This window comes from Enterococcus sp. AMC1252 (assembly GCF_058216515.1).
Map to the genome: position 1 here is coordinate 2742144 of NZ_CM177097.1, position 13369 is coordinate 2755512.

At 37.3% G+C, this 13369-nt stretch carries 12 protein-coding genes and 1 other annotated feature; of the genes, 2 read left to right on the top strand and 10 right to left on the bottom strand.

What is annotated here, in order from left to right:
- Positions 1-75: 75 nt before the first annotated feature.
- The 3 genes from gap to AC4BB5_RS12980 form a co-directional block, all read right to left on the bottom strand.
- Entirely contained in the window at positions 76-1077 is a 1002-nt protein-coding gene (gap, locus tag AC4BB5_RS12970; RefSeq protein ID WP_069634608.1) for a type I glyceraldehyde-3-phosphate dehydrogenase, read from the bottom strand.
- Positions 1078-1117: 40 nt separating this feature from the next.
- Positions 1118-2155 carry a sugar-binding transcriptional regulator gene (locus AC4BB5_RS12975; RefSeq protein WP_490456538.1) on the bottom strand — a complete coding sequence of 346 codons (1038 nt, stop codon included), beginning with the start codon at positions 2153-2155 and terminating at the stop codon, positions 1118-1120.
- A 359-nt stretch (positions 2156-2514) separates the two neighbouring features.
- Positions 2515-3390 carry a YitT family protein gene (locus tag AC4BB5_RS12980; RefSeq protein WP_490456539.1) on the bottom strand — a complete coding sequence of 292 codons (876 nt, stop codon included), beginning with the start codon at positions 3388-3390 and terminating at the stop codon, positions 2515-2517.
- Between the two features lie 228 nt (positions 3391-3618).
- Between AC4BB5_RS12980 and AC4BB5_RS12985 the strand changes: the two genes are divergently transcribed.
- Positions 3619-5073 carry a glycoside hydrolase family 1 protein gene (locus AC4BB5_RS12985; protein WP_490456540.1) on the top strand — a complete coding sequence of 485 codons (1455 nt, stop codon included), beginning with the start codon at positions 3619-3621 and terminating at the stop codon, positions 5071-5073.
- The gene (locus tag AC4BB5_RS12990) at positions 5073-6416 is read left to right on the top strand and encodes a PTS sugar transporter subunit IIC (protein ID WP_490456541.1); all 1344 of its coding nucleotides are present in this window, start codon (positions 5073-5075) and stop codon (positions 6414-6416) included. Before AC4BB5_RS12985 ends, AC4BB5_RS12990 begins: the two co-directional genes overlap by 1 nt.
- A 22-nt stretch (positions 6417-6438) precedes the next feature.
- On the opposite strand, the gene AC4BB5_RS12995 is transcribed toward AC4BB5_RS12990, so the two are convergent.
- The 7 genes from AC4BB5_RS12995 to AC4BB5_RS13025 form a co-directional block, all read right to left on the bottom strand.
- Entirely contained in the window at positions 6439-7236 is a 798-nt protein-coding gene (locus tag AC4BB5_RS12995) for an ankyrin repeat domain-containing protein (RefSeq protein ID WP_490456542.1), read from the bottom strand.
- A gap of 91 nt (positions 7237-7327) precedes the next feature.
- A complete protein-coding gene (locus AC4BB5_RS13000; protein ID WP_490456543.1) occupies positions 7328-8062 on the bottom strand; it encodes a MurR/RpiR family transcriptional regulator in 735 nt (244 codons plus the stop codon).
- Between the two features lie 240 nt (positions 8063-8302).
- Positions 8303-10072 (bottom strand): aspartate--tRNA ligase, encoded by a 1770-nt coding sequence (gene aspS, locus AC4BB5_RS13005; protein ID WP_490456544.1) that lies wholly within the window; start codon positions 10070-10072, stop codon positions 8303-8305.
- A gap of 33 nt (positions 10073-10105) precedes the next feature.
- A complete protein-coding gene (gene hisS, locus AC4BB5_RS13010; protein WP_490456545.1) occupies positions 10106-11404 on the bottom strand; it encodes a histidine--tRNA ligase in 1299 nt (432 codons plus the stop codon).
- A 36-nt stretch (positions 11405-11440) separates the two neighbouring features.
- The gene (locus tag AC4BB5_RS13015) at positions 11441-11689 is read right to left on the bottom strand and encodes a hypothetical protein (protein WP_490456546.1); all 249 of its coding nucleotides are present in this window, start codon (positions 11687-11689) and stop codon (positions 11441-11443) included.
- Positions 11667-11874 (bottom strand) — a binding site (T-box leader). Its footprint overlaps the gene before it by 23 nt.
- Before the next feature lie 94 nt (positions 11875-11968).
- Entirely contained in the window at positions 11969-12772 is an 804-nt protein-coding gene (gene folP, locus AC4BB5_RS13020; protein WP_490456547.1) for a dihydropteroate synthase, read from the bottom strand.
- Positions 12769-13365, bottom strand: coding sequence for a non-canonical purine NTP pyrophosphatase (locus AC4BB5_RS13025; protein ID WP_490456548.1), 597 nt, complete (start codon positions 13363-13365; stop codon positions 12769-12771). The genes folP and AC4BB5_RS13025 overlap by 4 nt, the downstream gene beginning before the upstream one ends.
- Between the last annotated feature and the right edge of the window lie 4 nt (positions 13366-13369).

Here is a 13369-nt window from a genome sequence, read left to right on the forward strand (position 1 = left end):
AAAGCGGGGAAGCGCGTTGCTTCCCCGCTTATTATTTCACAGTTGTTCAAATTTCACTAATAATAAGAATTAATCTTATAAGTTAGCGAAGTACTCTAAAGTACGAACTAATTGTGCAGTATAAGACATTTCGTTGTCATACCAAGCAACAGTTTTCACTAATTGTTGATCGCCAACAGTCATTACTTTAGTTTGAGTAGCATCGAATAATGAACCAAAAGTCATACCTACGATATCAGAAGAAACGATTTCGTCTGTGTTGTATCCGTAAGATTCGTTAGCAGCTTTAGCCATAACTTCATTTACTTCTTCAACCGTTACTTTTTTGTCAAGAACTGTTACTAATTCAGTTAATGAACCAGTTGCTACAGGAACACGTTGAGCAGCTCCGTCTAATTTACCGTTTAATTCAGGAATAACTAGACCGATTGCTTTAGCAGCACCAGTTGTGTTAGGTACGATGTTTTCTGCTGCAGCACGTGCACGACGGAAGTCTCCACCTGGGTGAGGTCCATCAAGAGTCATTTGGTCACCTGTGTAAGCGTGGATTGTAGTCATAAGACCTTCTACAACACCAAAGTTATCTTGTAAAGCTTTAGCCATAGGAGCTAAACAGTTAGTCGTACATGAAGCACCTGAGATAACTGTTTCTTTACCTGTTAAGATATCGTGGTTAGTGTTGTAAACGATTGTTGGTACGTCATTTCCGCCTGGAGCAGAGATAACAACACGTTTAGCACCAGCTTTTAAGTGTAATTCAGCTTTTTCTTTTGAAGTGAAGAATCCAGTACATTCAAGAACGATATCTACACCTAATTCGCCCCATGGTAATTCTTCTGGGTTACGGTTAGCAAGAACTTTAACTTCTTTACCGTTAACGTTGAAAGATCCATCATGAACTTCAACAGTTCCGTTGAAACGTCCTTGAGTTGTGTCATATTTTAACAAGTGAGCCAACATTTTAGCATCTGTTAAATCGTTGATTGCTACTACTTCGATTCCTGCTACATCTTGGATACGACGGAATGCTAAGCGTCCGATACGTCCAAATCCATTAATACCTACTTTAACTGTCATTAAAGATTTCCTCCTTATGAAAATCAAAAATTTTTTTATTTTAAAGGGTTGCCCCTTTTAAAATCTCATTTGCGGCAGCTTCATCTGTGATGAGCCACGTTTGTTTTGGTGCATTTTTCATATAAGCGCGGATTGCTTTAGCTTTTGACTTTCCGCCTGCAATTGCAACGACATTTGAAACTTTTTTTACATCTTTTAACTGAAGTCCGATGCGAGGGATTTTGTATACGACTTCCCCTTCTTCATCAAAGAAATACCCAAAAGATTCAGCTACAGCATTATTTTGCTTTAACATAACCATTTCATCATCTGACATTTTACGACGTGCTGCCATGTGCAAGGCTCGCCCAATACTATGAACAACACAATTGCTTTGTTCAATCAATGTGAGAACTTCTTGAATTGATGGTTCTTGTAAAAGTGAGTTATAGGTTTCAAGGCTCAACTGTTCTGGAACATATAAAGCTCTATGGTGTCCACCAGTCTTACTAGCCATCACAGCACTTACTGAGTTAGCTTGAACGGTCATTGCTTCACCGATTCCCCCTCTAGCCGGAACAAAAAGATTATGTCTTTTTTCCGTTTCTAAAGTCCCCATGTGTTCAGCTGTCATCGCCATTGTCGTGCCGCCCATAACAGCAACAATATTATCACCATCAGGTAAGAGTAGATCCAATGAATCCGTCAAAATATCGCCAAATTCATAAAGTACTTTCTCCTGATTGTCACTATTGCCTGCTACAACGATACAACGCTTAATCCCAAAATATTGGCTGATTTCTTTTTCAACTTGATGCATACCAAGTAATTGATTCATTACTGACTCTAATCCTTGATAAACTTCTAAGCCTTTTTCAGTTAATGTCATTCCGCTTTTAGAAGTTTCTATCAGCTGTAAGTTTTTCAGAAAATCGGTCTCAGTTCTTAAGACTCGTTCTGTAATCCCCATACTATCAGATAGACTTCTACGTCCAATAGGCTGCATCCAGTAAATATTACGAAGAATATGAAACCTTTCCTGCATTACATCGAGCAAATCTGGAGCAACTGCTTCAATCATTTTCAATTCATCTAGCATGATGCGCTCCTTCGTTGGTCTGAAAACGTCCAAGTAAGACTTAAAACGACCTATGAACTTTAAAAAAATAGGATTGACGTTCTTCTTTCGCATTGTTAAATTCTATTAACAGTCTTAAAAGCGTCCCTCAATCTTACAAACATAGTTTAACAGTTTTCACCTTTCTTTTCAAGAAAAAGAGATTATTTTTTTGAAATTATCAGTCTCTTCTTTGAAATTTATTAGTTCTTATGTCTCTATATAATTCTCGCTATACTGAATATTGCCTTAGAAAGTTCAAAGATGAGGCTGGGACATAACTCTATGAGTTACATCCAGCCTCAAGGAATCCAAATAAACGGTGAGCGCAGAAGCAACTCCTATAAGTCCTCTTCATAAAAACGCCCAAGAATTTTAACATTATCAGAAATACTCACAAAAGCAGACGGATCAGATTCTTTCATAGCCGCTTCTAATGCAGGCAATTCAAAGCGAGTCACAACAGTCAAAAGTAATGTCTGTTTATCATGACGATACGCACCTTCTGCTTCATGAATAATCGTAATTCCCCGTCTCATTTTCTGTTGGATTCCTTCAATAACTGCCTCCGGATTTTTAGTAATGATCATAACCTGCATCTTCTTTTGCTTCGTATAGACTGCATCGGTCACTTTCCCACTCACAAAAATCGATAATGCACTGTAAAACATATACTGCCATCCAAATAAATATCCTGCAACGAAAATAATCAAACCATTAAAGTACATCGAAATCGATCCTACAGAACGTCCTGTTTTCTTACGGATCGTAATACTAAAAATATCCAATCCACCTGAAGAAAGACCGTTTTTCAAAGCAAATCCAATACCAGATCCCATTACTGCTCCACCAAAAATCGCACAGATAATTGGATCATTTGACAGACTTGTTTGCGGTACGATTTGCATAAAAATCGATGTTAAAGTAACTGTCAAAAAAGTAAAGATCGTAAACTTTTTCCCGATTTTACGCCAAGCTACAAAAAACAGTGGAATATTCAATGCATACAGTGTAATTGACACGGGTACTTTAAACCCTACGATCTTTGTTGACAGAGTTGTTAAAATTTGCGCCAATCCAGTAATCCCACTGGAATAAATATTTCCTGGTTGGTAAAAAAAGTTCATCGCAACAGATGCCAAAATCGCGTAAACGATTGACACTGAAAGTTTTGTCGTGTAGTCATGGACAGGTAAACTTTCAAAGAATTTTTTCATGTAGAAGCAGCCTCACTTTACTTGATTCATTTGGTTCTCATTATACGTGCTTTAGGGTTGGAAAAAAAGCACAATCTTCTAATAAAAGAAAAGTATGGGTATTTTTTCATTTTTATTTGAGCGTTTCATAATCATGCAACGTGTTGCACATCGGAGAAAAACGCTTACAAAAAGATATTTTTCAGATATGATCGACTTGTACAAAATTTATTGAAATGAGGAATGATTATGCGTCACACAGAATTAGATCAATTTCCTAAAAATTTTTTATGGGGCAGTGCATCTGCAGCTTATCAAGTTGAAGGTGCTTATCAAGAGTCTGGTAAAGGTATTTCTGTTTGGGATACTTTTGTCAAACAACCAGGTACAACCTTCAAAGATACAAATGGAGATGTTGCAGTAGATCACTATCATCGTTTCAAAGAAGATGTTGCTTTAATGGCGGAGATTGGTTTGAAAGCTTACCGTTTTTCCATAGCATGGTCACGTATTTTCCCGGATGGTAAAGGCTCTCTCAATCAAGCTGGTCTTGATTTTTACAATCAGCTGATTGATGAACTTTTGAAATATAACATTGAACCGATCGTAACACTTTACCACTGGGATCTCCCCCAAGCTCTGCAAGATGAGTATGGCGGCTGGGAATCACGTCAAATCATTGAAGATTTTACTAATTATGCCACGATTTTATTTGACGCTTTTTCTGATCGAGTAAACTATTGGGTAAGTTTGAACGAGCAAAATGTTTTTATCACTCATGGCTACTTGCTAGGTACCCATCCACCTGCTGTTCGTGATGTTAAACGAATGTTTGCTGCCAATCATATTGCCAATCTCGCTAATGCTTCAGTAATCAAAGCATTTAAAAAAGGTGGTTATAACGGTCAGATCGGTCCGAGTTTCAATTATGGACCTGCCTATGCTTTTGATAGTGATCCACTGAATGTCTTAGCTAAAATCGATACTGAAGAATTGATGGGATTTTTCTGGTTAGATGTTTATGCAACGGGTAAATATCCGCGAACTGTTATCAAACAATTAGAAAAACTAGGTCTAGCACCTAGCATCACAGAAGCTGATCAAGAATTGTTAGCGTGCGGTGTTCCAGATTTCATCGGTTTAAATTATTATCAAACTGCAACGGTCAAAGCCAGTACTACTAATTCTTTCTCTGGAGAGATGAAAATGAATAACTCTGGTAAAAAAGGAACTAGTCAGGAAATGGAAATTCCAAGAGTAAGTAAATTTGTCAAAAATCCGTACCTTGAGCAAACAAATTGGGATTGGACAATCGATCCTGTAGGGATTCGAGTAGCCTTAAGAACGATTGAAAGCAGGTATCAGTTACCCGTTCTGATCACAGAAAATGGTTTAGGGGAGTATGATAAATTAGAAAACGACAAAATCCACGATCCTTACAGGATCGAATATCTACAAAAACATTTACAAGAGATTCAAGAAGCCATCACAGATGGCGTTCAAGTCTTAGGTTATTGCACTTGGAGTTTTACTGATTTGCTGAGTTGGTTGAATGGTTATCAAAAACGGTATGGCTTTGTTTATATTGATCGGGATGAAAACTCAGAGCGTACTTTAAATCGTTACAAAAAGGATAGTTTTTATTGGTATCAAAAAGTGATTGAAACAAACGGCAATTATTTGAATGAAATGGGGGATAAATAATGGAGACGTTAGAAAAATTTCTGAATAAATTTATTGGTCCAATTGCTCAAAAAATGAATGGTAGTAAATTTTTTAGTGCGTTAGCCGAAGCCTTTATGCGAACAACACCAATTACGTTAGGTGTTGCTTTACTTATGATCGTCGGGAATTTTCCGATTCCTCAATGGATCGAATTTTTAGCAAAAACAGGTATGACTGCACACTTTAACGCAGCGTTGGGTGCTACAATCAACTTGCTTTCAGTGTATGTGACCTTTAACTTTGCTTACATTTATTCTAAAAAAGAAGGGCACGATCCACTCCCTGCTGGTCTTTTAGCTATTGGTTCATTTTTCATCTTAATGCCGCAAATGATTCAAACATATACACTTGAAAAAGCAGTTACAGAGTTTCCTGCTCAAACGGTTGTAACCGCAAGTACTAATGTAGAAGCATTTGCTAGTCAATATACTGGCGGGACTGGATTATTTGTTGCAATTATTGTTGGTTATTTCACTGCCGTTTTGTATGGATTTTTGATCAGAAAAAATCTAACAATCAAAATGCCTGATACAGTGCCGTCCAATGTTTCTGAATCTTTAAGTCCAGCTATTTTATCTGGCGTGATTTTAGCTGTCTTTTTTATTGTTAGAATTCTTTTCTCATTTACATCGTTTGGTAATATTTTTGCTTTTATCACAACCTTGATCCAAGCGCCATTGCAATCATTAACTGGCTCTCCAATTGCGATCATCCTTATTTTTACTTTAGCAAATATGTTATGGTTTTTCGGGATTCATCCAAACATGGTTTATGGTGTGGTAATGCCAGTGATGACAGCCAATATGCTGGCGAATATGACCGCTTACCAGCAACATCAAGAACTACCTTATCTTGCCATGGCTGTTGTTTCTTATGTATGCGGAAATGCTTTTGGTGGTCAAGGAAGTACCTATGGTTTAGTTATTTCCATGTTTACAGCAAAATCTGAGCGATACAAATCGTTATTTAAATTAGCAGGTCCGCCAGTTATTTTTAATGTGAATGAACCGCTGATTTTCGGTATGCCATTGATGTTGAATCCATTTTTCTTTGTTCCAATGGTCGCTTCTCCTTTATTGATGGGCGGTATTGCTTGGGGCATGTTATCAATTTTAAATTTCTCTAAATATAATCCGTTGATTGCCTTACCTTGGACAACGCCAGCACCGATCGCGATGGCCTTAAAAGGTGGATTTAATTACTTATTGATCTTTATCGTTTTATTAATCGTCAATGTACTCGTGTGGTACCCCTTCTTTAAGATGGCAGATAAAAAAGAGTATCTATTAGAACAAGAAAACGCAAAAACAGCAGAGGTTTAAGCCTCTGCTGTTTTTCTATTAATTAGTAAGAATTAAGTATATTCAACATTTCAGAATAGCCAAGACTTCTAGCATAGTCTTCAGCTGTTCGTCCAGTATTGTCTTTCAATGTTTTATCTGCTCCACCTTCTAACAGAACTTTCACGATTTGTTGATAGATTTCAGATCCATCTCTTAATGCAACTGCTTCGATCAAAGCGGTATAGCCATAATCATTTTGATGATCGATAGCTGATCGGCCATCCTTTAATAACAGTTTAACGTTTTCAAGATGTCCTTTTTCAGCGGCTGGAATCAATGCATTGCCGCCAAAACGATTGACTTTTTGCTGATTGGGCACTTGTTTTTCTAGCATATAGGTCAAGATCTCTGTTCTCCCTTGGGCTCCAGCATATAAATAAGGACTATCCGAAATATGATCTTGTACATTAATATCGGCACCTGCATCAATCAGCATTTTTGCACTCTCAATAAAGTTTTTATGTGTTGCAATCAAAAGTGGTGTTTCACCTTGAGTATTGACTTCATCGATCGTATAGTTTTTATCTGTCAGTATCTCTTGCACTTTTGCAGAATCGTTATCCATTACTGCTTGAATCAAAGATCCTGCTGTAAAAGAATGATTTGACGATTCCTTTGTATTCATTGCGTTTCCCTCTTTTGATTCACTTGCATTCTTTGTACTACTTCTATCAATTGTCATTCCCGTACTCTCCTTTATTGGTTGTTTTAAATCAGCTTCTTTAGATTGACAAGCCGAAAAAATAAGTAGCAGTAGCATCAATAATGATATCTCTAACAAGTACTTTTTCCTATTCATAATCATCCTCCTTCAGCAGTGTTTATATTCAGTATAATACATAAATATAAACAAACTATAAACACTGTTTGCCTTAGAAAATTACGGAAGATTATTGCTTCTTAAAGCAAAAAGCCACTAAGTATTCAATTAAAGCAACCGTTGGAATCTGAGAGGATAAATCAAAATTATAAGGTAGCCGTTGATTTTCGATATAGTAAGGGATGTTAATCGTAGATAGTTTGGCTAAGGTGTTGTCATGTGTATTAGTGATACTGATGATCTGATTATTGCTTAACTTCAAAAGTTGAACCATCTCTATAATCTCTGAGGTTTCACCTGAGCTAGAAAAAATAAGAATAATACTTTCGTTGTCTTTCATTTGAGTAGAGAGAAATGGTGCATATGGCTCATTCGAATGCATGGCTTTAAAACCGATCGTGTTAAATTTTCTAGCAGCGTAACTTGCCATAATTCCAGACGAGCCCATTCCCACGCAATAAATAAAACTTGATTGTTTTAAGAGTGTGCTCACTACTTCTACTTGCTCAATAACATTCTCAGCGAAAACTTGATTCACAAAAATTTGTTCAAGAGAAATCGTATCCGTTATTCCTTTTCCCGCAAGTTTGCTCACTTCATTTTTGACATAGCGCTGAAAATCGTGATAAGAATCAAATCCACATTTTCTTACGAATCGTGTGACAGTGGAAGGAGAACACGGAATCTGAGTTGCAATTTCACGCGCAGAAAGTGTAAAAATGGTTTCTAGATTTCTAAAGATATAATTTTGTAGCACTTCATCCGCGTCAGATAGATGCTTGACTGCTGAGATTTTTTCTAACATTGGCTTAACCTACTTACATTAAAATTTATGTGTATATTATAGTGGAGCTGTTCATATAAGTAAAGGAAGCGAATTCATATTACATACATTTAAAAACTAAGAACACCCATTTCTAATGAAAAAATCTTGTTTTAGATAAAGGATGTTAACTTGATTAGCACTTATAATCACTTCCTAGACAAGTATGAAAAATAAAAAGCACCCAAAATGCCATTGCTCATTTTGGGTGCTTAAACGTTTCTATTCGTCGATTGCAGTTACATCGATATTCAATTCAAATAATTGTAATGGTGAAACGACACTTGGTGCACTTGTCATTGGGTCAGCTGCTTTCCCATTTTTAGGAAAGGCAATCACTTCACGAATATTATTTTCACCAGCCAACAACATCACTAAACGGTCTAACCCTAACGCGATTCCGCCATGTGGAGGGAATCCATAATCTAAAGCGTCTAATAAGAATCCAAATTGTTCTTGGGCTGACTCTTTAGTGAAACCTAATGTTTCAAACATTTTTTCTTGCAGCTCACGTTTATGGATACGTAATGAACCACCGCCTAATTCGTAACCATTTAATACGATATCGTACGCTTCAGCATAAACTTTTGCTGGGTCTGTCGAAAGTAATTCAATGTCAGATTCTTTAGGTTGTGTGAATGGATGGTGAGCAGAAACGTAACGACCAGCTTCTTCATCATATTCAAATAATGGCCAATCTACAACCCACAAGAAGTTGAATTTAGATTCATCGATCAATCCTAATTCTTTCCCTAAGCGAGAACGAACAGCACCTAATGCAGCAGCAACGATTTCTGGTGTATCTGCACCGAACATCAAGATATCGCCAACTTCAGCATTTGTTGCTTTGATCAACTCGTCAGAAACATCTGTTAAGAATTTTGCGATTGGGCCTTTTAGACCATCTTCTTCAACTTTTAACCACGCTAATCCTTTAGCTCCAAATTGGCTTACGTAAGTACCTAAGTTGTCCATATCTTTTCTTGAATATTTATCTGCAGCCCCTTTAGCGTTCAATGCTTTCACATGTCCACCATTTTCTAGAGCCATTTGGAAGACTTTAAAATCAACATCTTTTATCACATCCGCGATATCGATCAATTCCATGTCAAAACGTGTATCTGGTTTGTCACTTCCGTAACGTGCCATCGCTTCATCATAACTGATACGTGGGAACGGTAATGTGACTTCGATTCCTTTTGTTTCACGCATCACTTTCGCTAACATTTCTTCCGTCATTGTTTGAATTTCTTCTGAAGATAAGAAAGTTGTCTCTAAATCCACTTGGGTAAACTCTGGTTGACGGTCACCACGTAAATCTTCATCACGGAAGCAGCGAACGATTTGATAATAACGATCAAAGCCTGCATTCATCAATAACTGTTTAAAAATTTGCGGTGATTGAGGCAATGCATAGAAATGACCTGCATGTACACGTGAAGGAACTAAATAGTCACGAGCTCCTTCTGGTGTTGATTTACCGAAATACGGTGTCTCAATATCAATAAAATCAGTGTCATCTAAATAATGACGAATCGATTTTGTTACTTCATGACGTAATTTTAAGTTGGCTGTCATTTGTGGCCGACGTAAATCTAAATAACGATATTTCATGCGAATTTCATCGCCAACGTTATTCTCATCTTCAATTAAAAACGGTGGTGTTTTAGCTGTATTCAGAATCGTGATATCTGTTGCCATCACTTCGAATTCACCAGTTTTCATTTTAGGATTAATCGCTTCTTTATCACGATAAGTCAACTCTCCAGTAATTTCAATTACATATTCACTACGGCATTTATCCGCGATTTCCCAAGCTTCCTTTGAATGCGCTGGATTGAATACAACTTGTGCGATTCCTTCACGGTCACGTAGGTCGATGAAAATAACTCCGCCTAAGTCACGACGTTTTTGTACCCAACCTTTTAAAGTAATTACCTGGCCTACTAAATCTGCTGAGACTTCTCCGCAGTATACAGTTCTTTTTGTCATTAGTCTTTGCTCCTCTTCATTTTTTGCTGTTTATTAATCAAACATTACTGTCATCATCTCATCATAGACTTCATCAAATCTTTCATAAATATCTGAGAGTGGAAATGTTTTTTCATTACGATTCGCCATTGATTTTACATTCACAACGCCTTCTGCCAATTCAGTTTCACCTAAAGTTAAGGCAAGTTTGGCATTTAATTTAGCTGCTGTTTTAAACTGCGCTTTCGCTTTGCGAGCCATGAAATCACGATCTGCTGAAAAACCAAAATTACGGATTGCTTGAACAAGTTTTAACGATTCAATATTCGTTTGTTCACCAATGCCAACCACGTACGCGTCAATCTCATTGAGTACTGGAACCACAACACCTTCTGCTTCCATCGTAATCAAGACACGCTCAATCCCCATCGCAAAACCAAAACCAGGAGTCGCAGGTCCGCCTAGTTCTTCGACCAAGCCATTATAACGTCCGCCAGCACAAATCGTTGCTTGAGCGCCCATGCCTGGTGCTTCACTCATTACTTCAAAAATCGTATTCGTGTAATAATCTAATCCTCGTACCATATTGCTATCTACTTCAAATGGAATATTCAATTCGTTCAGCATCGTTTGGACTGTTTCAAAATGCTCTTTTGACTCCGAACTTAAATAATCCAAAATAGATGGTGCATCGGCTACGATGGCTTGATCTTTTTTATCCTTACTATCTAACACACGTAAAGGATTCTCATGTAAACGACGTTTTGAATCTTCACTTAGTTCAGCTGATTTCGGTTCTAAATAATCGATCAACGCTTGGCGATACGCAGCTCTTGTTGCTTTATCCCCTAAAGAATTGATTACTAATCGAATTTGATTGATTCCCAATTGTTTGAAAAAGTCTAAAGCCATCGCCATACTTTCTGCATCTACAGCTGGATTCTCACTACCAAATGCTTCTGCTCCGATTTGATGAAATTGTCTTAAACGCCCTGCTTGAGGACGCTCATAGCGGAACATCGGCCCCATGTAATAGGTTTTATATGGTTTAGCAAATTCTGGTCCAAACAATTTGTTTTCAACAAATGACCGAACGATTGGCGCTGTTCCTTCTGGGCGCAGCGTCACATGACGATCTCCTTTATCATAAAAATCATACATTTCTTTTGAAACAATATCTGTCGTATCTCCTACACTGCGAGAAATTACTTCATAATGCTCAAAAATCGGCGTGCGAATTTCCTCATATTGATAATCACGAAAAATCAAACGAGCTGTTTCTTCAACAAATTGCCATTTTTCTGAAGTTCCTGGTAATAAGTCATTGGTTCCTTTTGGTTTTTGATAACTCATTTTTTCATCTCCTATTTATTGTCCGTTGTTTGTATTCTATATTGGTAAAAATTGGTTGGGATTTGAGTAGTTCTGAAGCGCTTGTAAAGAGTAGGTTGCACTTTTTATAATCAATTGCCTCCGCTGCTTGTTTGGATCATGGTATTGAGTGATTACTAGTACGGTAACCGTCTCTTTACTTCCATTCGCCAAGTGTTGTTCATCATCTATTCTGGCGGAACCAATCGTAGTGATGAACAACAAAAACTCGCCCTTGTATAAATACAAGGGCGAGTGAATAGACACACGCGGTACCACCTAAGTTCGAAAGATTGCTCTTTCCTCCAACGATTAACGCTCGTAACGGAACGGCTTTTCTTCCGCTCATCTCCAGAATGTCTTTCGATTTCTCTAACGAAGTTGCTTTCAGCCACGGCAACTTTCTCTTCTACAATCAGTTTGAAATCTACTCGTTCTTTCATCGATTTTTTTATAGTATCTATAAATTACTAGAGAATGGAAATAAAGTCAAGCAGAATTTCAGTTAGCTTTACAATAAACATCGTAAAGAGCTAACAACACTCATTACTTACTATTCAACGATTCCCATACATTCAATGCATCTCGCATTCCTTTAACCTGATGAACTCGAACAATTTCCACGCCTTTATTTGCAGCAAATAATGACGCTGCAATTGACCCAAAGTCACGTGCTGATGGGTCAGATTCATTTGTCAAAGCTGCTATCGTTCTTTTTCTTGATACTCCATATAGTAAAGGATACTCTTTGTAACGAAAGTCTTCAGGATGTTTTAAGATGTCAATATTTTCTTCCTGCGTTTTCCCGAACCCAATACCGGGATCAAAACAAATCCGCGCTGAAGCAATTCCAGCCTTTTGACAAAGTTCTATTTTTTCCTGATAAAATTGTTGGATATCTTCAGCTACCGATAATTCGATACGTCTTTTACGTGAATGCATAATCACCAAACCGCTATCAGAGTATTTTTGTGCAATTTCGATCATTCCGTTTGTATCCAAACCTTTGATATCATTGATGATATTAGCACCTTTTGCTAAAGCCACATCTGCAACTTCTGGAAAATACGTATCAATTGAAATAGGTTTATCCGTTCTGTTTCTGATGGCTTCTACTATAGGTACGATTCTTTCTATTTCTTCTTTAGCAGAAATTTCATGATAGTTTGGGCGTGTAGATTGTCCTCCGATATCTATAATGTCAACATCTGCTGCCAGCATTTCTTCACAATGCGCTATCGCTTTATCTAGCTCATTAAAATACCCACCATCTGAAAATGAATCTGGTGTAACATTTAAAATCCCCATGATTTGGGGGACTTTTTTAGTAAAGTATCCCTCTTCCATCATCTTTGTTGCTCCTTTAATTTTTCGATCAATTGCTTCAATGCCAGTACTCTTGGACTTAAATGATCACGTTGGATTTTTGGTAGTTGTGCGAGTGTTTTATGCTTTCTTGGTAAATAAAAAATTTTATCAAAACCATAACCAAGTTCCCCTACTTCTTCTCTTGTCAATTCACCTTGAAGTTTTTTAGCAGAAATAAGATACCTACCATTCGGCCATGCGTAGACTAAAACCGCATGGAGTGTAATCACTCTTGATAATGATTCATGTCCTTCAAATAAACTAATCAGTTGTAGATTTTTTTCGGTATCTGTCATACCAGCTTTAAAAAAGCGCGCTGTTTGAACGCCTAAAAGATCTGGAAAAGCTTCTATTTCTAAACCACCATCATCTGCTAATACTGGCTGTCCGATCATTTCCGCATAAAACCGAGCCTTGATCAGTGCATTTTCAGTATATGTTTTGCCCGTTTCTGCTACTTCATCATCCGTTTTAAAATAGTTTGTATAGGACTCAAACGTGATTTTACTCTTAGGGAAAACTGACTGAATTTCTTCTAGTTTCCCTTGGTTGTTCGTCCCCACAATGATCTTCATTTCA

What these genes read in the sequence shown, in the direction of transcription:
- AC4BB5_RS12980 (WP_490456539.1), bottom strand. Translation starts at nt 3,390, where the DNA reads ATGAAAAAATTCTTTGAAAGTTTACCTGTCCATGACTACACGACAAAA.
- AC4BB5_RS12985 (WP_490456540.1), top strand. Translation starts at nt 3,619, where the DNA reads ATGCGTCACACAGAATTAGATCAATTTCCTAAAAATTTTTTATGGGGC.
- AC4BB5_RS12990 (WP_490456541.1), top strand. Translation starts at nt 5,073, where the DNA reads ATGGAGACGTTAGAAAAATTTCTGAATAAATTTATTGGTCCAATTGCT.
- gap (WP_069634608.1), bottom strand. Translation starts at nt 1,077, where the DNA reads ATGACAGTTAAAGTAGGTATTAATGGATTTGGACGTATCGGACGCTTA.
- AC4BB5_RS12975 (WP_490456538.1), bottom strand. Translation starts at nt 2,155, where the DNA reads ATGCTAGATGAATTGAAAATGATTGAAGCAGTTGCTCCAGATTTGCTC.
- AC4BB5_RS13000 (WP_490456543.1), bottom strand. Translation starts at nt 8,062, where the DNA reads ATGTTAGAAAAAATCTCAGCAGTCAAGCATCTATCTGACGCGGATGAA.
- folP (WP_490456547.1), bottom strand. Translation starts at nt 12,772, where the DNA reads ATGATGGAAGAGGGATACTTTACTAAAAAAGTCCCCCAAATCATGGGG.
- AC4BB5_RS13025 (WP_490456548.1), bottom strand. Translation starts at nt 13,365, where the DNA reads ATGAAGATCATTGTGGGGACGAACAACCAAGGGAAACTAGAAGAAATT.
- AC4BB5_RS12995 (WP_490456542.1), bottom strand. Translation starts at nt 7,236, where the DNA reads ATGAATAGGAAAAAGTACTTGTTAGAGATATCATTATTGATGCTACTG.
- hisS (WP_490456545.1), bottom strand. Translation starts at nt 11,404, where the DNA reads ATGAGTTATCAAAAACCAAAAGGAACCAATGACTTATTACCAGGAACT.
- aspS (WP_490456544.1), bottom strand. Translation starts at nt 10,072, where the DNA reads ATGACAAAAAGAACTGTATACTGCGGAGAAGTCTCAGCAGATTTAGTA.